At 54.1% G+C, this 21,865-nt stretch carries 21 protein-coding genes, 1 tRNA gene and 1 rRNA gene; 18 read left to right on the plus strand and 5 right to left on the minus strand.

The window, feature by feature from the left end:
* Window positions 1-70: 70 nt before the first annotated feature.
* From L2731_RS18000 to lnt, 4 genes are read left to right on the plus strand one after another with little or no spacing between them, the layout of a single operon-like run.
* On the plus strand, window positions 71-1,114 hold the full coding sequence (locus L2731_RS18000; protein ID WP_041509037.1) for a PhoH family protein: 1,044 nt from the start codon (window positions 71-73) through the stop codon (window positions 1,112-1,114).
* A complete protein-coding gene (gene ybeY, locus L2731_RS18005) occupies window positions 1,104-1,577 on the plus strand; it encodes an rRNA maturation RNase YbeY (protein ID WP_249254740.1) in 474 nt (157 codons plus the stop codon). Before L2731_RS18000 ends, ybeY begins: the two co-directional genes overlap by 11 nt.
* A gap of 27 nt (window positions 1,578-1,604) precedes the next feature.
* Window positions 1,605-2,480, plus strand: a complete 876-nt coding sequence (gene corC / locus L2731_RS18010; protein ID WP_239882870.1) for a CNNM family magnesium/cobalt transport protein CorC — start codon at window positions 1,605-1,607, stop codon at window positions 2,478-2,480.
* Between the two features lie 26 nt (window positions 2,481-2,506).
* Complete coding sequence (lnt, locus tag L2731_RS18015) at window positions 2,507-4,075, plus strand: apolipoprotein N-acyltransferase (RefSeq protein WP_249254741.1); 1,569 nt, start codon at window positions 2,507-2,509, stop codon at window positions 4,073-4,075.
* Window positions 4,076-4,342: 267 nt separating this feature from the next.
* Here lnt and L2731_RS18020 read toward each other — a convergent pair whose 3' ends face one another.
* On the minus strand, window positions 4,343-4,843 hold the full coding sequence (locus L2731_RS18020; protein WP_041509033.1) for a zinc ribbon-containing protein: 501 nt from the start codon (window positions 4,841-4,843) through the stop codon (window positions 4,343-4,345).
* Between the two features lie 121 nt (window positions 4,844-4,964).
* Between L2731_RS18020 and leuS the strand changes: the two genes are divergently transcribed.
* The 14 genes from leuS (at window position 4,965) to lipA (ending at window position 19,020) form a co-directional block, all read left to right on the plus strand.
* Window positions 4,965-7,556, plus strand: coding sequence for a leucine--tRNA ligase (gene leuS / locus L2731_RS18025; protein WP_249254742.1), 2,592 nt, complete (start codon window positions 4,965-4,967; stop codon window positions 7,554-7,556).
* A gap of 68 nt (window positions 7,557-7,624) precedes the next feature.
* Entirely contained in the window at window positions 7,625-8,119 is a 495-nt protein-coding gene (locus tag L2731_RS18030; RefSeq protein WP_239851947.1) for an LPS-assembly lipoprotein LptE, read from the plus strand.
* The gene (holA, locus tag L2731_RS18035; protein ID WP_249254743.1) at window positions 8,119-9,150 is read left to right on the plus strand and encodes a DNA polymerase III subunit delta; all 1,032 of its coding nucleotides are present in this window, start codon (window positions 8,119-8,121) and stop codon (window positions 9,148-9,150) included. Before L2731_RS18030 ends, holA begins: the two co-directional genes overlap by 1 nt.
* 10 nt (window positions 9,151-9,160) lie before the next feature.
* Complete coding sequence (gene nadD / locus L2731_RS18040; protein WP_249254744.1) at window positions 9,161-9,802, plus strand: nicotinate-nucleotide adenylyltransferase; 642 nt, start codon at window positions 9,161-9,163, stop codon at window positions 9,800-9,802.
* 145 nt (window positions 9,803-9,947) lie between these two features.
* Entirely contained in the window at window positions 9,948-10,277 is a 330-nt protein-coding gene (gene rsfS, locus L2731_RS18045; protein WP_041509155.1) for a ribosome silencing factor, read from the plus strand.
* Window positions 10,277-10,747, plus strand: a complete 471-nt coding sequence (gene rlmH, locus L2731_RS18050) for a 23S rRNA (pseudouridine(1915)-N(3))-methyltransferase RlmH (protein ID WP_041509028.1) — start codon at window positions 10,277-10,279, stop codon at window positions 10,745-10,747. Before rsfS ends, rlmH begins: the two co-directional genes overlap by 1 nt.
* A gap of 77 nt (window positions 10,748-10,824) precedes the next feature.
* Window positions 10,825-12,708, plus strand: a complete 1,884-nt coding sequence (gene mrdA, locus L2731_RS18055; protein ID WP_249254745.1) for a penicillin-binding protein 2 — start codon at window positions 10,825-10,827, stop codon at window positions 12,706-12,708.
* Window positions 12,695-13,801 (plus strand): rod shape-determining protein RodA, encoded by a 1,107-nt coding sequence (rodA, locus tag L2731_RS18060; protein WP_041509026.1) that lies wholly within the window; start codon window positions 12,695-12,697, stop codon window positions 13,799-13,801. Before mrdA ends, rodA begins: the two co-directional genes overlap by 14 nt.
* Before the next feature lie 62 nt (window positions 13,802-13,863).
* The gene (gene mltB / locus L2731_RS18065; RefSeq protein ID WP_249254751.1) at window positions 13,864-14,820 is read left to right on the plus strand and encodes a lytic murein transglycosylase B; all 957 of its coding nucleotides are present in this window, start codon (window positions 13,864-13,866) and stop codon (window positions 14,818-14,820) included.
* Complete coding sequence (locus L2731_RS18070; RefSeq protein ID WP_249254746.1) at window positions 14,801-15,598, plus strand: septal ring lytic transglycosylase RlpA family protein; 798 nt, start codon at window positions 14,801-14,803, stop codon at window positions 15,596-15,598. The genes mltB and L2731_RS18070 overlap by 20 nt, the downstream gene beginning before the upstream one ends.
* A gap of 135 nt (window positions 15,599-15,733) precedes the next feature.
* On the plus strand, window positions 15,734-16,906 hold the full coding sequence (locus L2731_RS18075; RefSeq protein WP_041509023.1) for a serine hydrolase: 1,173 nt from the start codon (window positions 15,734-15,736) through the stop codon (window positions 16,904-16,906).
* 134 nt (window positions 16,907-17,040) lie between these two features.
* A complete protein-coding gene (gene ybeD / locus L2731_RS18080) occupies window positions 17,041-17,307 on the plus strand; it encodes a DUF493 family protein YbeD (protein ID WP_011866737.1) in 267 nt (88 codons plus the stop codon).
* A gap of 95 nt (window positions 17,308-17,402) precedes the next feature.
* On the plus strand, window positions 17,403-18,053 hold the full coding sequence (lipB, locus tag L2731_RS18085) for a lipoyl(octanoyl) transferase LipB (RefSeq protein ID WP_041509021.1): 651 nt from the start codon (window positions 17,403-17,405) through the stop codon (window positions 18,051-18,053).
* Between the two features lies 1 nt (window position 18,054).
* A complete protein-coding gene (gene lipA / locus L2731_RS18090; protein WP_249254747.1) occupies window positions 18,055-19,020 on the plus strand; it encodes a lipoyl synthase in 966 nt (321 codons plus the stop codon).
* A 345-nt stretch (window positions 19,021-19,365) separates the two neighbouring features.
* On the opposite strand, the gene rimI is transcribed toward lipA, so the two are convergent.
* The 4 genes from rimI to rrf all read right to left on the minus strand — a co-directional run.
* A complete protein-coding gene (gene rimI / locus L2731_RS18095; protein WP_249254748.1) occupies window positions 19,366-19,815 on the minus strand; it encodes a ribosomal protein S18-alanine N-acetyltransferase in 450 nt (149 codons plus the stop codon).
* Window positions 19,793-20,143, minus strand: a complete 351-nt coding sequence (locus L2731_RS18100) for a hypothetical protein (RefSeq protein ID WP_249254749.1) — start codon at window positions 20,141-20,143, stop codon at window positions 19,793-19,795. The genes rimI and L2731_RS18100 overlap by 23 nt, the downstream gene beginning before the upstream one ends.
* A gap of 161 nt (window positions 20,144-20,304) precedes the next feature.
* Window positions 20,305-20,381, minus strand: a tRNA-Trp gene (locus L2731_RS18105).
* Between the two features lie 1,380 nt (window positions 20,382-21,761).
* Window positions 21,762-21,865: ribosomal RNA gene (gene rrf, locus L2731_RS18110) — 5S ribosomal RNA — on the minus strand; the annotation flags it as partial.

The raw sequence follows: 21,865 nt of genomic DNA on the forward strand, positions 1-21,865 counted from the left end.
GTCACTATAGTCTGTTGGGAATTATCCCCTACAGGACACGCTTTAACGACAAACGCAACTGGAGCTATTTTTGTCAAACAAACTCACAACGCTCAATCTGTATCTCGAGCCGTCTGATACCCGTCGACTAGCATCGCTCTGCGGGCCCTTTGATGACAATATCAAACAACTCGAGCGTCGCATCGGCGTCGAGATAAACTATCGCAACAACCATTTCCAAATTGTCGGTCAGGCCCGCAACTGCCTGACGGTCAATAATCTGCTCAAAGAACTCTATGTCGAGACCCAGCCGGTACGTGGCAGCACGCCAGACCTGGAGCCCGATAAGGTGCACATGGCGATTCAAGAGGCGATCGCCCTGGAAGCCGAGGCCCCTCGCGACGACAAAGAGCTCTATATCAAGACCAAACGCGGCGTGGTCAAGCCCCGCAATCCCAACCAGAGCGATTATGTGGCCAATATCGTGCGTCACGACATCAGCTTTGGTATCGGCCCTGCAGGTACGGGGAAAACCTACCTGGCAGTCGCAGCGGCGGTCGACGCCCTGGAACGCCAGGAAGTCAGACGCATCCTGTTGACCCGTCCAGCGGTCGAAGCCGGTGAGAAGCTCGGCTTCCTCCCGGGCGATCTCAGCCAGAAGGTCGACCCCTATTTGCGCCCCCTGTATGACGCCCTGTTTGAGATGATGGGTTTCGAGAAGGTCGAGCGCCTGATTGAGCGCAGCGTCATCGAAGTCGCGCCGCTGGCCTATATGCGTGGTCGCACCTTAAATGATGCCTTTATCATCCTGGATGAGAGCCAAAATACCACGGTGGAGCAGATGAAGATGTTCCTCACCCGTATCGGCTTCAACTCCCGCGCGGTGATCACCGGCGATATCACCCAGATCGACCTGCCCAAGCATCAGAAGTCTGGCCTTCGCCATGCCATCGAAGTGCTAAGCGAAGTCGACGAGGTAAGCTTTAACTTCTTCCAGGCCAAGGATGTGGTGCGCCACCCCGTGGTTGCCCGTATCGTCGAGGCCTATGAGGCACACGATCAGAAAGTGGCAAGCGAGAAGGCCAAGCGCGAGAGCCAGTTTAAGGCAGAGGAGCCTAAGCATCATGACGCCTGATAACCCAATCGCACTACAACTGGATCTGCAACTCGCGACCCAGGCCAAGCAGGTACCGAGCCAGGCACAGTTTGAGTCTTGGGTGCGTCTGGCCCTGGGCAACGTCATGCCCGAGGCGGAGATGACCATACGCCTGGTCGATGAAGCGGAAAGCCAGCAGTTAAATCATACCTATAGAGGCAAAGACAAGCCGACAAATGTGCTATCATTCCCGTTCGAGTCGCCCCCGGAGGTAGAACTGCCGCTGCTGGGCGACTTAGTGATCTGTGTGCCTGTGGTCGAACAGGAGGCTGAAATCCAAGGAAAAAGCCTCGAAGCCCACTGGGCCCACATGGTTGTACATGGTTGTCTGCATCTGCTAGGGTATGATCATATTATCGATAGCGAAGCAGAAGAGATGGAGTCTTTAGAGACTCAACTTATTGAAAGTTTGGGATTTCCCAATCCTTACAAGGAGCAATAGCCGGCCAATTCTGGTCAGGAAATTACTATGAGTGACGATAACCCACCGAGTAGCAACGCCCATAAGAAGGGCTGGTTTGAAAAAGTAAGTCAGTTATTCCAGGGCGAACCACAGAGTCGCGACGAGTTAGTGGAGGTGATCCACGACGCTGAACAGAGAGAAGTGATCAGCGAAGACACGCGCGAAATGATTAAAGGTGTTTTAGAAGTCTCCGATCTGCGCGTGCGTGACATCATGATCCCACGGGCACAAATTGTGGCGCTAAAAATCGACAACACGGTAGAGGAGCTACTGTCGACCGTCATCGGCTCGGCCCATTCCCGCTTCCCCGTGGTCAACGAAGATAAAGATCATATCGAAGGCATACTGCTGGCCAAAGATCTTCTGCAGTACGGCTTTAAGAACAATGAAGAGCCCTTTTCTCTCGAGCAGGTGATCCGCCCGGCCGTGGTGGTACCAGAGAGCAAACGTGTCGACGTGCTGCTAAAGGAATTCCGTTCTCAGCGCTACCACATGGCGATCGTCGTCGATGAATATGGCGGGGTATCTGGCCTGGTGACCATCGAGGACATCCTCGAAGAGATCGTCGGCGAGATCGAAGATGAGTTCGATCACGACTCCGCCGAAGAGACAGAGATCCGCAAGGTGGGTAAACAGATCTACATGGTCAAGGCACTGACCCCCATCGACGACTTCAACGAGACCTTCGGCACCCAATTTAGTGACGAAGAGTTCGATACCGTCGGCGGCCTGGTCTCCCACGCCTTCGGCCACCTGCCCGAGCGCAACGAGAAGATCACCATAGATGAGATTGAATTTAAGGTGATTAGCGCCGATACCCGCAGGCTGGTTCAGCTTAGGGTTAAACTTCCCGATCCCCAGACCGAAGAAGAAAGCGCGTAAACCTTCGGTCCCCTGATGAGGCTATAATGCTGCTACGACTTAGGGCAATTGCCCATCATGCTGTAATACGGCTGGTACTCGCCTATCTGGCGGGTGCCAGTACCGCACTGGCTTTCGCCCCCTATGGCCTCTGGCCCATCTACCCGCTTGCCATGGCATTCGCCTTGGGTCACAGCCGCACGCTGACCCCGAGACAAACCTTTCTCTACTGGCTAAGCTTCGGCTTTGGCTGTTTCTCGGTGGGGATCAGCTGGGTACACGTCAGCATGGACACCTTCGGTGGCCTGCCGCTTATCGCCTCTCTGGGACTCATGGCCATCCTGGCCCTCTATCTGGCTCTCTACCCGGCCCTGGCGGCCTACCTCAGTATCAGACTCGTGCCAAAGTCGCTCACACTGCGCTATCTCGCCGTCTTCCCCGCCGCCTGGGTGCTCACCGAGTGGGCCAGAGGCTGGGTATTGACAGGTTTTCCCTGGCTCTGGGCCGGCTACAGCCAGACCAATGGGCCTCTGGCACCTTTAGCCAGCAACATTGGCGCCCTGGGGCTCAGCCTTGTCCTGACTATAATCGCCGGCGCCTTGGCCTTTGCCGTCACACCTAGCGGCAAGGGAGTGAGGGAAGTGGGGTTAAGAGCCCTGCCATTACTGCTTATCACTAGCCTTGCGGGCCTGGGGGCATTCGCCAGCGCACAGCTGTCGCCCATTTCGCCAACAGGTAAGTCCGTCAGGGTGGCGCTGGTACAGGGCAATATCGCCCAGAGCATGAAGTGGCAGCCCGAGGCACTCTGGCCCACCATGCTCAAGTATATGGATCTCTCCAGGCCATCGCTGGCCGATACCGACCTGTTTATCTGGCCGGAGGCGGCGATCCCCGCGCCCGAGTATATGGTGAAAGAGTTTCTCGATAACGCCAACAAGGTCGCCAACCTGAATAACAGCGCCATCATCACAGGCATCATCAGCAAGCAGCAGAATCGCTTCTATAACTCGCTGATTGTCCTGGGTAACCACCAGCAGTTACAGCAAGAGAGCCCTGATTATCGCGGCGATGGCAGCAACAAGTTTCGTAAGCATCATCTGCTGCCCATAGGTGAGTTTGTGCCCCTGGAAGATCTGCTCAGGCCGCTGGCCCCCTTCTTTAACCTGCCCATGTCCTCCTTCGCCAGGGGCGATTTTAAGCAGCCCAATTTAGATGTCGTGGGTCATCAGGTGGCACCGGCCATCTGTTATGAAATTGCCTTCCCCGAACAGTTAAGGGCCAACGTCAATGGGGGCACAGAGCTGCTGCTCACCGTCTCCAACGACGCCTGGTTCGGCCGCTCAAACGGGCCGTTACAACACATGGAAATAGCCCAGATGCGCGCCATCGAGTTGGGTCGCCCGCTACTGAGGGCCACCAACAATGGGGTCACTGCCGTGGTTAACCCAAGCGGCAAGATAACCCATAGCCTGCCGCAGTTTGAGACTGGCGTGCTCAAGGCCGAGGTTCCTCTGGTTACTGGCAGTACAGGCTTCGCCCGCTGGGGCCAGACGCCGCTCTTGCTGCTGTGCACCATAGTCTTGATAGGCGCGGTGATCCGCCGCCTACGCCTCTAATACCAATCGTAATAAACAATTGATCATTCTAGCTTGTTAAAACGCTCGATAACTGTATTAGTATTTTTAATTGTAGAATAACTACTTATTTAAAAATCCTGCTTTGTTCTCAAGCGTTTTTCCTGCGCTATTTCTGATCACATGTTTACTGTGATTGGTATAACCTTTTTCTCCAGGCGTTTAGAGCACATACAAAAATCCCCGCATGATGCGGGGATTTTTTCGTTAACCCATAAAGCCTGGTATCGGCGGAAAATGCTCAACGGCTTAAGGTGCAAGTGCCTCGCGGGTAAATTGATCGCCGTCGCACTCGGGACAGTCTGGGATCACGCCGGGGAATTCGATACGCATCTCATGACCGCAGCCGGTACAGACCATGACTCCCTGACCCACTATCTCACCACTCTGATAATAGCCGTGATGCTTGAAGTCCTGGGTCACCTCATGCCACTCAATCTGGCTTCTGTCGGTTATCTCACTCAGCCAGTGCCACAGGGTATTCTCGGCGGCGATGACTGTGGGGCTGTGGCTAAGATCCGTGGCGTTCTTCTCAGCCAGGTAGCTGCCGATATCACGCTTTAAAAAATCTTCCACCAGGGCAAGCTCCTCCTCCTTGGCCTGCTCCTTAAGCAACAAGAACTCCTTACTCGCCGTGACAGTCTTATATAATTCCTTTGCAGTCATTGAGTTATCTTCAGAGAAATCCGATTTCACCTGCTCGAATAGGGCCTGGTAAAGCGATAGCAACTCGGTACTTCTTTCACTCATGTTCAATACTCCTTCATGCGAACCTTTTTAATGACTCACTTCTAGTTTATTCTATGCAGATCTAACTCGCGCGCAAGATGCGCAAGATCAAATAAATAGGCGGCATGGCCGGGAATCATCAATGCAAGAGCAATATCTACCTTCAGAGATTGAAGCTAAGGTGCAGCAGCACTGGCAAGACACTAAAACATTTGAAGTAACCGAGGACGAAAGCAAAGAGAAGTTTTACTGCCTCTCTATGTTTCCATACCCTTCAGGCCGACTGCATATGGGCCATGTCCGCAACTACACCATAGGCGATGTCGTTGCGCGTTACCAGCGTCTGCAAGGAAAAAACGTATTACAACCCATAGGTTGGGACTCTTTCGGTCTGCCAGCTGAAAATGCCGCCATCAACAACAAGACGGCGCCAGCCCCTTGGACCTATGAAAACATCGACTACATGAAGAACCAGCTGAAGATGCTGGGTTTCGGCTACGACTGGAGTCGTGAGATCGCCACCTGCACCCCAGAATACTACCGTTGGGAACAGTGGTTCTTCACCAAGCTGTATGACAAAGGGCTGGTCTACAAGAAGACCGCCTCGGTCAACTGGTGTCCAAACGATGAGACCGTACTGGCCAACGAGCAGGTACAAGACGGCTGCTGCTGGCGCTGTGACACCCCAGTGGTGCAAAAAGAGATCCCGCAGTGGTTCATCAAGATCACCGACTACGCCGAAGAGCTGCTAAACGACATCGACCAGCTGGACGAATGGCCGGAGCAGGTCAAGACGATGCAGCGCAACTGGATCGGCCGTAGCGAAGGCATCGAGATGACCTTCCAGGTCGAGGGTAGCGATCAGAGCTTCGACATCTACACCACTCGCCCAGACACAGTAATGGGCGTGACCTATGTGGCAATCGCCGCCGGTCATCCGTTGGCGCAGCAAGCGGCAGAGAACAACCCTGTGCTGGCCGACTTTATCGAAGAGTGCAAGAACGCCGATACCTCGGAAGCCGCCATGGCCGCCATGGAGAAGAAGGGTGTCGATACAGGCCTTAAGGCCATCCACCCGCTGACAGGCAAGCTGGTGCCTATCTGGGCCGCTAACTTCGTGCTGATGAACTATGGTACGGGCGCCGTGATGTCGGTACCTGGCCACGACCAGCGCGACTACGAATTTGCCACTAAGTATGGCCTGCCGATCGAAGGCGTGATCAAACCTGCAGATGGCGAGCTGGATATCAGCGAAGAAGCCTACACTGAGAAGGGTATCCTGTTTAACTCTGGCGACTCATTCCCAGAGCTGGATGGTCTAGACTTCCAGGCAGCGTTCGATGCCATCGACGCAAGACTCTCTGCCGAAGGCAAGGGTAAGCGTCAGGTCAACTATCGTCTGCGTGACTGGGGTGTCTCCCGTCAGCGCTACTGGGGCGCACCTATCCCTATGGTGACCCTGGCCGACGGCACTGTGATGCCAACCCCAGAAGATCAACTACCGGTGATCCTGCCGGAAGATGTGGTCATGGATGGTATCCAGAGCCCAATCAAGGCCGACAAAGAATGGGCCAAGACCCAGGTTAACGGTCAGGAAGCCTTTAGAGAAACTGATACCTTCGACACCTTCATGGAGTCTTCTTGGTACTATGCCCGCTACTGTAGCCCTAAGGCAGACCAGATGCTGGATCCTGCCAAGGCCAACTACTGGCTGCCGGTGGACCAATATATCGGCGGCATCGAGCACGCCTGTATGCACCTGCTCTACTTCCGCTTCTTCCACAAGCTGCTGCGCGACATCGGCCTGGTTAACAGCGACGAGCCGGCCAAGCGCCTGCTGACTCAGGGCATGGTACTGGCCGATGCCTTCTACTACACAGATGAGAAAGGTGCTCGCGTCTGGGTATCGCCAAACGATGCCAAGGTCACCGAAACCGACGACAAGGGCCGTATCGTCAAGGCCGTCGACAGCCAAGGTCATGAACTGGTTTACACCGGCATGAGCAAGATGTCTAAGTCGAAGAACAATGGTATCGACCCACAAGAGATGGTAGACAAGTACGGCGCCGATACCGTGCGTCTGTTCATGATGTTTGCCTCGCCACCAGAGCTTACTCTTGAGTGGCAAGAGTCGAGCGTAGAAGGGGCTCACCGCTTCATCAAGCGTCTGTGGAAACTGGCTCACGACCATGTGTCACAAGGCCCAACCGTTGCCCTGGATGTTGCCTCACTCGATAGCGCTCAAAAAGAGCTTCGCCGCGAGCTGCACAAGACCATCGCCAAGGTAGGTGACGATATCGAGCGTCGTCAGATGTTCAACACCGCCATCGCCTCTGTGATGGAGCTGATGAACCGTCTGCAAAAGGCACCGATGGAAAGCGAGCAAGACAGAGCCCTGATGCAGGAAGCCCTGTGCGCAGTGGTACGTCTGCTCTACCCTATCATCCCGCACACCAGCTTCGAGCTGTGGCAGGCACTGGGTCACGAAGAGACGATTGAAAACGTGCTTTGGCCGGTCGTCGATGAGTCAGCGCTGGTCGAAGACAGCAAGCTGATCATTGTACAGGTGAACGGCAAGCTACGCGCCAAGGTGACAGTGGCCGCCGACGCCGACAAAGACACGGTAGAAGCCGCCGGTATGGCAGAGGAAGGTGTTATCAAGCACACCGAAGGCAAGACGGTACGTAAGGTCATTTATGTACCAGGTAAGCTACTCAATATCGTAGCTAACTAATTGCCCGCTCTACTCGGCCACCTCTGGTGGCCGAGTCTTATCAAACATGGAAATAGATGGCTTAGCCTATGCTTATTAAACGCTTATGTTTTGCAATCTTAACCCTCTCGGTGCTGCTTAGCGCCGGATGTGGTTTTAAACTTCAGCGCAGCTACTCGATCCCAGATTCTCTTAAGACGCTCACCCTGAGCAGCCAGGACGAATACAGCGAGCTGACCCGCCTGGTACGCGAACGCCTGCGTCTCAACAGCATCACAGTGGTGGAAGATGACGCCAGTGTGCCTGTCGTTAGGATCCTCAACGATTCTCTCGACAGAAGCACCCTCTCCCTCTACCCCACAGGGAATGTAGCGGAGTATGAGCTCAACTATCATGTGCGTTTCGCGGTGCAGTATCCCGAGCGCGAGGCTAAGGCCTTCGATGTCGACATTCACCGCGACTACCTGGACGATCCCCGCACCGCACTGGCAAAGAGCCGTGAGATGGAGCTGCTTGTAAAAGAGATGCGCATCCAGGCCGCCGACCAGATCATCCAGATCCTGGCCTCTATCGAGACCAACTGATGCGCGTCTACCCGGACCAGCTCGCCAAGCAACTCTCGCCGCTAAAGCCCTGTTATCTCATCTTTGGTGATGACCCCTGGCTGTGCGAAACCAGCAAGCGAGCGATATTGGAGCAGGCAAGACGAGAAGGCTTCGAGGAGCGCATTCAACTCACTCAGGAGACAGGCTTTAACTGGCGCGAACTGCAGGATGAGTGGAACACCATGAGCCTGTTCGCCAGTCGCCGCATCATAGAGCTGCACCTGCCCCAGGCCAAACCCGGCAGCGAGGGCAGTAGCCAGCTACAGAGCCTGATGCAGCAGGTGAATCCAGATATTCTGTTGGTGATCACAGGACCGAAGCTTGCCAGCGAACAGACCAAGTCGAAATGGTTTAAGCAGCTGGATGACAAAGGGATTTATATCCCCTGCGCTACGCCTGAAGGGCCACAGTTTCAGCGCTGGTTACAGACCCGTATTCGCGAGGCCGGCTTAAACCTCACCCTGGACGCCCAGCAGCTGTTGCTGAGTCTGTATGAAGGCAACCTGCTGGCGGCGGATCAGGCGATACAACTGCTGATGCTGCTCAGCCCCAGCAGCCAGATCACCAGAGAGCAACTGCAAAACTACTTCGAAGATCAGTCCCGTTTCAGCGTGTTTCAGCTGGCCGATTGCCTGCTAGCCAATCAGCAGGAGAAGGCCCAGCATATCCTGGCCCAACTCCAAGCCGAGGGCACGGCCCTGCCGATACTGCTGTGGGGCCAGTTTAAAGAGCTGACCACACTGTTACAGCTCAAGCAGGCTCAGGAGGCAGGCACGCCGCTGCAGAGTCTGTGGAGTCAGTTCAGGATCTGGGACAAGCGCAAGGGGCTGTATCAGGGCGCGCTGTCGCGCCTGAGTCTAAGTCAGATAGAGACAGCCCTGGCCAGCGCCTCGAAGATCGAGCTAAAGCTCAAGCAGCAGGGGGCTGAGGATTGGACCGCCATGAGTCACCTCTGCCTGCTGTACGATCCCAAGGCTCACAACCATCTTAGCCATATCGAACTGGGCTAGGCAGGTTTAGATGAAAATTGGCATACTGGGCGGCACCTTCGACCCCATTCACTATGGTCATATCAAGCCATTGCTTGAGGTGCAGGCCGCCCTGGGACTCGACGAAGTCTGGCTGATGCCCAACCATATTCCGCCCCACAAGGACGGCACCAACACCTCGACCCAGCATCGTCTGGCGATGGCCCAGCTGGTGTGTCGGCAATACCCGCAGCTCAAGCTGTGTGACATAGAGGCAAACCGCGACCAGCCCTCCTATTCGGTAGAGACCCTCAAGCAACTGCGTCAGACCCATGGCCAGGATCAGCTGGTGTTTATCATGGGGATGGACTCCTTCGTCGGTCTGCCGACCTGGTATCATTGGCAAGAGCTGTTTGACCTATCCCATATCGCCGTCTGCCAACGCCCTGGCTGGACGTTGTGTGGCGACAGCGAGATGGCGGCGCTACTGGATGCGCGCCGCGCAGGCAAGGCTGAGCTGGATAAGGCCATCGACATGGGCCGTACCGCTGGCCTCATCTTCCCAGTCACCATCACGCCGCAGCCTTACTCCTCTACCGAAGTTCGTCGGCAGCTCGCCCAAAACCAGCTGGCACCAGACGCCATGCCGCAGGCAATCGCCGACTATATCGCCGCCCATCACCTCTATCGCTAACAGCGAGATAACAAGGCTTCAACCTTTAGCCAAACTCGCGCCATTTCGGGCGCAGACAGGCATTTCGCGCACCGCTATTAGCAATTACTTTAGGGGCATAACCTGTTATACTGCCTCGCTGTTAAAAATGAATGAGGAATTTAGCGTGCAAAGCGCCGAGCTTAAACAGTTTGTCATCGACAAGGTCGAAGATTTAAAAGCAAAAGATGTTGTCGTACTCGAAGTCACCGACAAGTCAAATGTCACCGACTATATGGTGGTCTGTTCGGGTACTTCTAAGACCCACGTCAAGGCTATCGCCGAGAACGTGGTACTCGAGGCCAAACGTGCCAACCTGCATATCCATGGCGTCGAAGGCCGTGACAGCAGCGAATGGGTGCTGGTCGACCTGGGCGACGTGATTGTTCATGTAATGCAAGACAAGACTCGCGACTTCTATCAGCTTGAAAAGCTGTGGTCTGAAAAGCCAGCTTAATGAAGTTACAACTCGTTGCCGTGGGCACTCGTATGCCCGCCTGGGTCACCACAGGTTTCGAAGAATACCAGCGCCGTTTCCCCCGGGACATGGCCTTCGAATTGATCGAGATCCCTGCCGGAAAGCGCGGTAAGAATGCCGACATCGCCCGCATCTTGCACAAAGAGGGCGAACAGATGCTGGCGGCTATCCCCAAGGGAAACCATATCGTCAGCCTGGATCTGCCGGGTAAAAACTGGACCACGCCCGAGCTTGCCACTCAGCTCAACCGCTGGCAACTGGACGGCCGCGATGTTAGCCTGCTTATCGGCGGCCCCGAGGGGCTGGCCCCCGCCTGTAAACAGGCGGCGAATCAGAGCTGGTGCCTATCGGCCTTGACCCTGCCCCACCCCTTGGTACGCGTCTTGGTCGCCGAGAGCCTTTACCGTGCCTGGAGCATCAACAACAACCACCCGTATCACAGAGAGTAGTGCGCCCCACGGCACTCGAGTCAATCGAGGGATAGACGATGATAGTGACAACCAACATACTACCGGAGAGAGTATAATTGGCGCCACGTAAACGGATGGCCATGCATGATCATGCCGCCGAAGCCTCGCTGTTCAAACGCCGCGCCATCTTTACTTTTGCTTGCGTGGTGGTCTTGCTGAGCATACTGCTGGGCAACCTCTATCATCTGCAAGTCTTGTCTTACAAAGACTACGAGACCCGCTCCAACGATAACCGCATTCGCGTGGTGCCCGTGGCGCCGAGCCGCGGCCTGATCTATGACAGACACGGCCAGCTGCTGGCGGAAAACCAGCCCTTCTACTCGCTGGAGTTGATCCCGGAGAAGGTGAAAGACATCCCCGCGACCCTGGACGAACTTGCCAAGGTTGTCGCCCTAAGCAAGGACGACAGAGAAAGCCTGGTCGCCTCTCTAAAATACCATCGCCGCTTCAAGCCGATAACGGTGAAAAACCGTCTGTCGGAAGAGGAAGTGGCCATATTTAGCGTCAACCAACACAGGTTTCCCGGCTTCTCCATCGACGCGGGCCTGAAACGTCACTACCCCTACAATGGGCTGCTGACCCATGTGCTGGGCTATGTGGGCCGTATCAACAACCGCGATCAGGCGGCGCTGCAACGTAACGATCAGTGGCAGAACTACGCCGCCACCAAGGACATAGGTAAGCAGGGGATCGAAAAGTTTTATGAATCCTTGTTACATGGCATGCCGGGACACCTTGAGGAAGAGGTCAACAACCGCGGCCGTACCATTCGCACCCTTAAATCTGTCGCGCCAGAGCCGGGCCAGGATATCTACCTGACACTGGATCTTCAGCTGCAGAAGAAGGCGATGGAACTCCTCGCGGGACGCCGCGGCTCCATCGTCGCCATCGACCCTCGCGATGGCGGCATTCTGGCCATGGTCTCCAGCCCCAGCTACGACCCCAACCAGTTCGTTCATGGCATCAGCTCTAAAGCCTACAGCGAGCTGCTCAACGCCCGCTCTCGCCCCTTGATTAACCGTGCGACCCAAGGCCAGTATGCCCCGGCATCGACGGTTAAACCCCATATGGCGCTGCTGGGTCTGGAAGAGAAAACCGTCACGCCAAAGACCCGGGTATGGGACCCTGGCTTTTGGCAGATCCCCGGCGTCGAGCGCAAGTATCGCGACTGGAAACGTTGGGGCCACGGCTGGGTCGATGTCAACGGCGCCCTGGTGCATTCCTGCGACACCTACTTCTACGACATGGCCTACAAGACAGGCATAGATAAGATCAGCAACTTCATGCAACAGTTCGGTTTTGGCGAGCGTACCGGCGTCGATATCTTCGAGGAATCAGCCGGTAACATGCCATCCAAGGACTGGAAGCGCCTCAAATACAATCAGCCCTGGTATGTGGGCGATACCATCTCGGTCGGGATCGGCCAGGGTTACTGGACCACCACACCGCTGCAGCTTGCCAATGCCACCGCCATCATGGCCAACAAGGGCGAGCGTTTCGTGCCTCATTTGCTGAAATCGATCAAGAATGACACTGTCAAGGTAGACACGCCGGTGGACAAGATGGCGCCAGTAGTGCTGAAGAATCCCCACAACTGGCAGATCATCAACGAGGCGATGCGAGATACCGCCCATAAGTCGCGCTTCGTCGACGCCGGCTATACCGCGGCGATGAAGACGGGTACGGCCCAGGTCTTCAGTGTGGCCGAAGATGAAAAGTATGACGCCGAGAATATCGACGAACACCTGAGGGATAACGCCTTAATCGTCGCCTACGCCCCCTATGAGGCGCCGCGCATCGTGCTGGCCGTGGTTCTGGAAAACGCCGGCTGGGGTGGCGCCAACGCAGGCCCTGTGGCCCGCGCCCTGCTCGATGAGTATATGCTACGCGACAACCTGCCCTTAGAAACCGCCGGGAGCCCTCACAATGAACGCCCATAGCCATAGACCCAATATCTGGCAGCGTATGCATATCGATCTGCCTCTGCTTCTTGGGCTGCTGGCACTCATGTGCTATGGCCTGTTCGTCATCTATTCTGCCGGCGGCGAAGATATGGCGCTGATGGAGCGGCAGCTGATCCGTATGGGGCTATCGCTGGGGATCATGCTGTTTGTCGCCCAGATCAATCCCGAGGTGCTCAGACGCTGGGCCTTCCCCATCTATATCGCCGGGGTGATATTGCTACTCGGGGTGCATTTCTTTGGCGAGATCAACAAGGGCGCTCAACGCTGGCTTAACCTGGGCTTCATGGAGTTTCAGCCTTCAGAGCTGATTAAGCTGGCCTTCCCTATCACCATGGCCTGGTATATCAGTAAGTTTCCCCTGCCGCCGAAGAAGCGTTACCTGGCGGGCGCCGGGGTAATTCTGCTGGTCCCCACACTGCTCATCGCCAAACAGCCGGATCTGGGCACCTCTATCTTGGTGGCCGCCTCAGGGATCTTCGTGCTGTTTCTCTCCGGCATGAGCTGGGCCATCGTCGGCAGTTTCATCGGTGGTGTGCTGGCCATGCTGCCCGTGCTCTGGTTCTTCCTGATGCATGACTACCAACGCACCCGGGTATTGACCCTGCTGGACCCTGAAAAGGATCCCCTGGGCGCCGGCTACCATATTATTCAATCCAAGATAGCCATCGGCTCCGGCGGCATCTGGGGCAAGGGCTGGCTCGATGGTACCCAGTCTCAGCTGGAATTCCTGCCCGAGCGTCACACCGACTTCATCTTCGCCGTTATCGGCGAGGAATTTGGCCTGATCGGCAGCCTTATCTTGCTCTGTCTCTATCTGTATGTGATCGGCCGCGGCCTGGTGATCGCCTCGCGGGCGCAAACCAGCTTTGCCCGTTTACTCGCTGGCAGTATTACTTTAACCTTCTTTGTATATGTCTTTGTGAATATTGGCATGGTATCGGGACTACTCCCCGTGGTTGGTGTACCTCTGCCTCTCATCAGTTACGGCGGCACCTCTATGCTGACCCTGATGACAGGCTTCGGGATCCTGATGAGCATTCATACCCATAGACGATTCATTGACCGTTAAAGGAAGACGATTTGAAACCAGTTTCACAGCTATTTTTCGCCCTGATGCTGGGCGGCGCCAGCATGCTGGCCCAGGCCGATGACAAGGTGATCCCCCAAGAGGGTGACATCAGTGAGTTGAAGACAGCCTTCACCGAGCAACAACTCGGCGCCGGCTTCACCCAGGCAGAGATAGACAGCTTTCTGGCCAGCGCCCATTACAACCAGAAGGTGATCGACGCCATCACCACGCCTTGGGAGGCCAAGCCCTGGTATCAGTATCATCCCATCTTCCTCACCGATAAGCGTCTGGAAAAGGGGCTGGCTTTCTGGAAGAAGCACGATGAGACCATCGCCAAGGCGGCAAAAACCTACCAGGTCGACCCAGAGATCATCGTCGCCATTATCGGTATCGAGACCTTCTACGGTGGCTACATGGGCACCTATCCGGTGATCGATGCCCTCTACACCTTAGGCTTTCACTACACGCCGCGGGCCGACTTCTTTCGCAAGGAACTGGCACAGTTACATACCCTGGCCAAAGAGGAAGGATTGGATCTAGGTTCACTCAAGGGCTCCTATGCCGGCGCCATGGGTTATGGTCAATTCATCCCCTCAAGCTATCGTCATTTCGCGGTAGATTTTAGCGGCGACGGCCGCCGGGATCTGGTAGGCAATCCTGTCGATGCCATCGGCAGCGTCGCTAACTATTTCCATCAGCACGGCTGGCAGAAAGGCGCCCTGGTCACACTACCTTTGACCACACATCATCTGCCCGCGCATCTCAAGACCTGGTCCGGTGAGAAGCTCTTCTACAAGGTCGCCGACATCCTCTCGCCAACGATATCCCTGGCGCGCAATGTCGACCTAGATGTGCAGCAACCGGCGCTATTGGTCGAGCTTGAGCAGCCAGGCAGTAAAGATTACTGGCTAGGCCTGAACAACTTTTACGTGATCACCCGCTATAACCGTAGTCCGCTGTACGCCATGGCGGTTTATCAATTTAGCCAACAACTTAAAGATGCTTATGCGAAACAGTAACGCCCTGTCACTGCTCACTTTCATCCTGCTATTGGCTATAGCGGGCTGCTCGTCTCAGAGCGGTCGCTATAAGATTGCCGACGATCTGGCGCCCACAGACGCGCCCGATGTCTCTAAGGTAGAAGACGCTCATCCCAAGTTTGAACCCTACAGCCGCGGCGGTAATAGCAAGGAATATACCGTGCTGGGCAAGAACTATCGGGTGCTCGACACAGGCAAGGGCTATCAGAAGACTGGCATAGCCTCCTGGTACGGCGCCAAGTTTCATGGTCATCTCACTTCCAATGGCGAAACCTATGACATGTATTCCATGTCGGCGGCTCACAAGACACTGCCACTGCCCAGCTATGTGAAGGTCACTAACCTGGCCAACAACAAGACGGTCGTGGTGAGAGTCAATGATCGCGGCCCCTTTCACGATAACCGCATCATAGATCTCTCTTACGCCGCGGCGCACCGCTTGGATATGCTCAAGACGGGCACGGCCAAGGTGAAACTCGAGGTTATCTACATAGAGAACCCAGAGTCGGCGGCCCTGGCAGCGCTACAGGAAACCAAGCTTCATTATGTGCAGGTGGTCGCCTCCTCCGATAAGGGACGCATCGATCATCTGGCCCAGACCCTGGCCAGCCAGTATCAGGTGAAGACCCGTATCCAGCAGAGCGGCAACCTCTATCGTCTGCAGCTCGGCCCCATAGGTCGCCAGCAGATCGCCGCCCAACTCAATCAGACCCTACAGCAAAACGGCTACCCGCAGAGCTATCTGGTGACCGAATAACTTAAGCGCCAGAAATCGGTGTGCTTTTCCTTAAGATTAAGGAACCTTCACTGATTTCGATGGTCGACTAATGTTATACTCGCCCGACATAGCGCCCAAATTTTTGCATTCAACCAAAAGACGTGCCTTGATAATATGAAATTACTGAATCACAGCTTTAAAACACTTCTCCTTGCTTCCTCTCTCTCCTTCACGGCAGCCAACGCGGCACCCGTTGTTACGCCTGATGCACCTAAGGTTGCAGCCAAAGCCTTTATCCTGATGGATTACAACTCGGGTCAGATCATCGCCGAAGAGAACGCCTATGAGAGCCTGAACCCAGCCAGTCTTACCAAGATGATGACCAGCTATGTGATAGGCCATGAGATCAAGGTGGGCAACATCTCACCACAAGACAAGGTGACCATCAGTAAGAATGCCTGGTCGAAGAATTTCCCCGACTCTTCGAAGATGTTTATCGAAGTGGGTAAGCAGGTGTCGGTCGAAGATCTTAACCGCGGCATCATTATTCAGTCGGGTAACGATGCCTGTGTCGCCATGGCCGAGCACATTGCCGGCACCGAAGATGGCTTCGTGGATCTGATGAACTCCTGGGCTAAACAGCTGGGCATGCGCGACAGTTACTTCGAAAACTCTCATGGCCTGGATTCTGAAAACCACAAGACCACTGCCTACGACATGGCACTGCTGGGCGCCGCGCTGATCCGCGATGTGCCGGAGGAGTACCGCGTCTACTCAGAAAAGTCTTTCACCTATAACGGCATCAAGCAGTACAACCGCAACGGTCTCTTGTGGGACAAGAGCCTAAACGTCGATGGCATCAAGACAGGCCACACCTCGGGCGCCGGTTACAACTTAGTGACTTCTGCGACGAAAGATGGCATGCGCCTGGTATCCGTTGTCATGGGCACCGCCAGCGAATCGGCTCGTAAGGCCGAGAGTAAGAAACTACTCAACTATGGTTTCCGCTTCTTCGAATCCATCACGCCCTATAAGGCAGGCGATAGCTTCGTTACCCAGAAGATCTGGTACGGTGACAGAGAATCTGTCGATCTGGGCGTAATGACAGATACCCCAATCACTATCAGCCGTGGCCAGGCCAAGAACCTTGAAGCCAACTACGAGCTGAACAAGGAACTGACCGCCCCTATCGCAAAAGGCGAAACCGTGGGACGCATCTACTTCCAGCTAAACGGTAAAGACATTGCCCAGTTCCCATTGGTCACCCTGCAAGAAGTGAACGAAGGCAGCTGGTTCAGCAAGCTAATGGACTACTTTAAGCAGATGTTTGCCAGCTGGTTTAGCTAATTCGACCGGCCTTTATGCATCGCATAGTAAAAAGTCACCTAAGGGTGACTTTTTTGTTTTTAGCCTCTCAGGCTTGAATTAGGTATAATAACCCCCATTTTAAAGCCATTAAGTTAGGCAAGAGATAGACAGCTATGTTAGACACCAAGTTTCATGAACTCCTAGACTTCCCCGCGGCCTTCCCTTTTAAAGTCGTGGGTGATGCCAGAGACACACTCGCCGATGATGTCGTTGCCGTTGTACAGCGTCACGTGCCAGGCGACTATATGCCAACCTCCAGAGCCTCAAGCAAAGGCAGCTACCACTCTATCACTGTCAAGGTAACGGTTCACAGTAAAGAACAAATTGAGTTGCTTTACATAGAGTTAGCAGCCATCGAAGGGGTTAAGCGCGTCCTGTAAAACGCGCCCGCAAACTAGGAAATGTGATCTACCTTACATTTCCTGATTTCGCGCGTATAATAGGCGCACTTAAACGCAGAGGGGAGAGGTTGCCCTTGAAAGATACGGTTTTACATGTTCGTCATCTTGGACGCCAGGATTACGAGTCGGTATGGCACGCCATGCAGGAATATACCGATAATCGCGATGAAAATAGCCAAGATGAGCTATGGATCGTCGAGCATCCTCCAGTTTTCACTCAGGGCCAGGCGGGCAAGAGTGAACATATTCTCAACCCCGGCGATATCCCCGTCATTCAAGTCGACCGCGGTGGCCAAGTCACCTATCACGGCCCAGGCCAGCTAGTCGCCTATCCGCTGCTGGACATCAAACGCCTCAAAATAGGCGTTCGCCAACTGGTCACCGATATCGAGCAGAGTATCGTCAAGATGCTCGCCCTCTACGATATCGAGGCTTACCCCAAGGCCGATGCCCCAGGAGTCTATGTCGACGAACGAAAGATAGCCTCTCTGGGTCTGAGGATCCGCAAGGGCTGCTCCTTCCACGGCCTGGCCCTAAACGTCGATATGGATATGTCCCCCTTTCAACGCATCAACCCCTGCGGTTATGCCGGATTAGAGATGGCGCAATGTAAGCCACTCAAGGGACCGCAAAGCGTCGAAGAAGCCGGCGAGAAACTGATACAAACTTTTAGCCAAGAATTGGGCTATCAACATCTAGAACATCATCAAGGGTTAACAGACTAATATGAGTAGGCCTGAAAGATTACAACCCGGAGTCAAGTTACGCGATGCCGACAAGGTCTCCCGTATTCCGGTCAAGGTCGTGCCTTCCGAGCGCGAAACCATGCTACGCAAACCCGATTGGTTGAGAGTCAAGCTCCCGGCATCGAACCAGCGTATCGTCGACATCAAGCAGGCGCTGCGTAAGAACGGTCTGCACTCTGTATGTGAAGAGGCCTCCTGCCCTAACCTTGCCGAGTGTTTTAACCATGGTACCGCCACCTTCATGATCTTGGGCGCCATCTGTACCCGTCGCTGCCCCTTCTGCGATGTGGCCCATGGTCGTCCACTCAAACCAGATGCCGAAGAGCCGGTAAAACTGGCCCAGACGATCAGAGACATGAAGCTTAAATATGTGGTGATCACCTCTGTGGATCGTGACGATCTGCGTGATGGTGGTGCTCAGCACTTTGCCGACTGTATCCACGAGATCCGTAAGCTCAACCCAGAGATCAAGATTGAGATCTTAGTGCCCGATTTCAGAGGCCGTATCGACGCCGCCTTGGAGATCCTGGCCACCGAGCCACCCGATGTCTTCAACCACAACCTGGAGACGGCACCTAAGCACTACCGTAAGGCTCGCCCTGGGGCAAACTACCAGTGGTCACTGGATCTGTTGAAGAAATTCAAAGAGCAACACCCAAACATTCCGACTAAGTCGGGTTTGATGATGGGCCTAGGTGAAACCAACGAAGAGATCGCCGAGGTGCTTCGCGACCTGCGCGCGCACAAGGTAGAGATGCTGACACTTGGGCAATATCTACAGCCCTCTAAGTTCCACCTGCCGGTAGAACGTTACGTGCCGCCGGCAGAGTTTGACGAGCTGAAAGACTATGCCGAAGAGATAGGCTTTACCCATGCCGCATGTGGTCCTATGGTGCGTTCTAGCTACCATGCTGACCTGCAAGCACAAGGTAAAGAAGTCAAATAGGCTAGGGCCTGTTGATCTTTGCCGTTTGTTTTTGCAGCAGTTTGAAGGTGATTTATACAAGGCAGAGCCTGTGCCGTGTAGTATCCTACACAAACTGGCGATAACACCGTAGAAATGCCCTACAAACGCTGCCCAACGGGTTCATCTAAACGCGCGCTGCACTTTGTTGTTCGCCATTCACATAGAGTAACTATGCTTCATGGCTCTCGCCTCGCGCAAAACGCGTTTAGATTGAACAAAAATTAACTTGAAAGGTCAACAGGCCCTAGGACATTAAGCGTTAACTTTAAACGCTCAGAAACAAAAATAGCGCCCCTTGGGCGCTATTTTTATATTCTCCATCCGCTAAAACAAACGCTCCATCAGGATAGCATCCTCTTTACCCTGCTCTAGCTGATAGTAATTGGCCCGCATCCCCGTCTGTTCAAAGCCCATTTGGCGATATAAGGCGATAGCCCTTTCATTAGAGGCCCTCACCTCTAACATCATACGTTCGGCGCCCTGAGTCGCTGCCAGCTCGATTAACGCTTCGGTAAGACGCTTACCCAGCCCCTGGCCCTGCATAGCGGGCCTGACACAGATATCCATCAGGGTGGCATCTTCGAAGAGTTGATGCAAAATACCAAAACCTAACAGCTCCTCACCATCAAAGAGCCCGATAACATGGTAAAAACGTCCGAAACAAGTCTCGAGATTACTCAATGACATGGGGAAACGATGACAGACTGATTCAAGCTCATGCAAGCCAGGCGCATCCTCTTTAGTGATCTTCTTAAGCGCCAATGTCATAAGCATCGCTCTCCCAAATATGCTGCCACAGCTCGCGCTTGGCCTGAGACTCCTGCTCAAGCACCGCGATAGGAGCAGAGCTAATGATACAATTCATCTTAGGCAGCCTGACGCGGCGCATATCCCAGAACACTTGTGTACTACTGCTTAACGAATCGCTGACGACGATCTGCTTGTCCTGCTGTGGAAACAGCGCCAACACCTGACGGATAAGCGGGTGTTCGGCCGATACGCTCGCCCCCTTATCCACCAGAATATGATACAAGGGAAGCTCGGCTCCCTTCTCTACCCAGCGGGTAATGCCCATAGCATCTAAATATGCACTCGGTTCCAAATCGCCTCCAGACAAATGCTAACCCATTAAGGATAACCTCTGCCCGCGCGAGTGTCACGATGGCCAGAGACTACACCATGCTCAGAGATATAAAGGTGGGAGAAATAATGAAATTCAGAAAAGCAAAAAGCCGTTCATTTCTGAACGGCTTCTCTAGAATGTGGCAGGGGTGGCAGGACTCGAACCCGCAACCATCGGTTTTGGAGACCGCTGTTCTACCAATTGGAACTACACCCCTGTTGACGTGGGGCATTATGCTAAAACCCCTCCCAAAGGTAAAGGACTTTTTAAGGCTAACTCGCTCAATTGCGGCTTTTTCATGCAAGATAGCAAATATTCAGTCATATCCCCACATTTACAGTAAAAGATCAGCCATCAACACTAATATTCGGCCAACAGCAACCTGCTCTAAACACCAACGATTATCGCAAGGTTAGCCCCTGGACTACACGAGGAAACTAGATTAATGACTGTCTTAAGGGGCTAGTAACATCCTAATGATTGCAGCCTTGCTATCATAAGTCGCTCAATACAGCAAAGCGCCATCTCAGCATTAGCATCTCGAAATACCCTCTCTTATCTAAGACTCACTTACAAAGCCCATAATCCCATACTAAGCCACGTCTGGCAGCTTTAAGAGACCGCTCCTGTACTCCATTAGGGCCATACCAGCTCGATAGGGCTACTGATGAACATAGCCCATCTAACAGGCGAAATTTTAAAGCAGAGCCGACTCAATGATAAGCGCTCACCTTAGACCGTAAAGGTATCGATATAGGGCTAAGGAGAGAGTGTTAAGAAATTAAGGATAGCGTTATCGAGTAGTAACAATTAGTGGGCGTCAGGCCGATAACCCTAGTGTGAAGCAGCCTGGCTGCGAGCTGAAGGGCCTGACCGCCAAGGATGGCGGAAATGCAGTTTATGAATGGAAGAATTAACTACCACACCGCATGAATAGCTTTGGCTGCATGTAGAGTCTTATTATGCGCCTGTCATGACCTGCTTCGCGGTAAAATCAGATACTGCTACAAAACTCACCTCACATGGGGGCTACAGGTATCCGGTTATCAAGCGAAGCTTGATGGATGGCTGTAGCGCGAAGCAGCTAAGCTGCAAGCTGAGGGGCCTGACCGCCAAGGATGGCGGAAATGCAGTTTATGAATGGAGCACTTAACTGCCACCCACGAAGTGGCTGTGGGCTGCGTGTGAAGTAGCACTTTCGCGCGACCTACATGGATGTAGGAAGTGCCATAAATTGCCAGGAGCAATTTAGGCGAGCGTATAAACGAAAAAATCCCCAGCACAGTGGCTGGGGATTCTTCGTTTATTAGACGCCTGGAAATGACCTACTCGGTTCGCGCAGCGAACACATGGGGGTGAAAGTGAGGCGCTTTAAATACGCAGTATTTAGCCTCACTTGAACGGGGAGAAGCTATGCTTCGTAGCCGGAGAACCCGCTCAGCGGTGGGGCGACGTCGGGAGTAGGCATTCATGCCTACATAAGTGAATAAGCCACCTGACTTTAATTAAGGTGGTTTCGAGAGGGTACCCGATAATTTCATAAACCCCAAACGCAAAAAAGCCACCTTATTCAGGTGGCTTCTTCACTTAATTAGGCGTCTGGAAATGACCTACTCTCACATGGGGAGACCCCACACTACCATCGGCGCGATTGCGTTTCACTTCTGAGTTCGGGATGGGATCAGGTGGGGCCACAATGCT

It is taken from the genome of Shewanella aquimarina, assembly GCF_023349185.1.
GTDB lineage: Bacteria > Pseudomonadota > Gammaproteobacteria > Enterobacterales > Shewanellaceae > Shewanella > Shewanella aquimarina.

Bases quoted from the DNA above. Each gene is read 5' to 3' on its own strand.
- L2731_RS18070 (WP_249254746.1), top strand. From the start codon at position 14,801: ATGCTTATGCGAAACAGTAACGCCCTGTCACTGCTCACTTTCATCCTG.
- holA (WP_249254743.1), top strand. From the start codon at position 8,119: ATGCGCGTCTACCCGGACCAGCTCGCCAAGCAACTCTCGCCGCTAAAG.
- lnt (WP_249254741.1), top strand. From the start codon at position 2,507: ATGCTGCTACGACTTAGGGCAATTGCCCATCATGCTGTAATACGGCTG.
- nadD (WP_249254744.1), top strand. From the start codon at position 9,161: ATGAAAATTGGCATACTGGGCGGCACCTTCGACCCCATTCACTATGGT.
- mltB (WP_249254751.1), top strand. From the start codon at position 13,864: ATGCTGGCCCAGGCCGATGACAAGGTGATCCCCCAAGAGGGTGACATC.
- L2731_RS18075 (WP_041509023.1), top strand. From the start codon at position 15,734: ATGAAATTACTGAATCACAGCTTTAAAACACTTCTCCTTGCTTCCTCT.
- corC (WP_239882870.1), top strand. From the start codon at position 1,605: ATGAGTGACGATAACCCACCGAGTAGCAACGCCCATAAGAAGGGCTGG.
- lipA (WP_249254747.1), top strand. From the start codon at position 18,055: ATGAGTAGGCCTGAAAGATTACAACCCGGAGTCAAGTTACGCGATGCC.
- L2731_RS18020 (WP_041509033.1), bottom strand. From the start codon at position 4,843: ATGAGTGAAAGAAGTACCGAGTTGCTATCGCTTTACCAGGCCCTATTC.
- leuS (WP_249254742.1), top strand. From the start codon at position 4,965: ATGCAAGAGCAATATCTACCTTCAGAGATTGAAGCTAAGGTGCAGCAG.
- ybeY (WP_249254740.1), top strand. From the start codon at position 1,104: ATGACGCCTGATAACCCAATCGCACTACAACTGGATCTGCAACTCGCG.
- rodA (WP_041509026.1), top strand. From the start codon at position 12,695: ATGAACGCCCATAGCCATAGACCCAATATCTGGCAGCGTATGCATATC.
- rlmH (WP_041509028.1), top strand. From the start codon at position 10,277: ATGAAGTTACAACTCGTTGCCGTGGGCACTCGTATGCCCGCCTGGGTC.
- rimI (WP_249254748.1), bottom strand. From the start codon at position 19,815: ATGCTTATGACATTGGCGCTTAAGAAGATCACTAAAGAGGATGCGCCT.
- ybeD (WP_011866737.1), top strand. From the start codon at position 17,041: ATGTTAGACACCAAGTTTCATGAACTCCTAGACTTCCCCGCGGCCTTC.
- L2731_RS18030 (WP_239851947.1), top strand. From the start codon at position 7,625: ATGCTTATTAAACGCTTATGTTTTGCAATCTTAACCCTCTCGGTGCTG.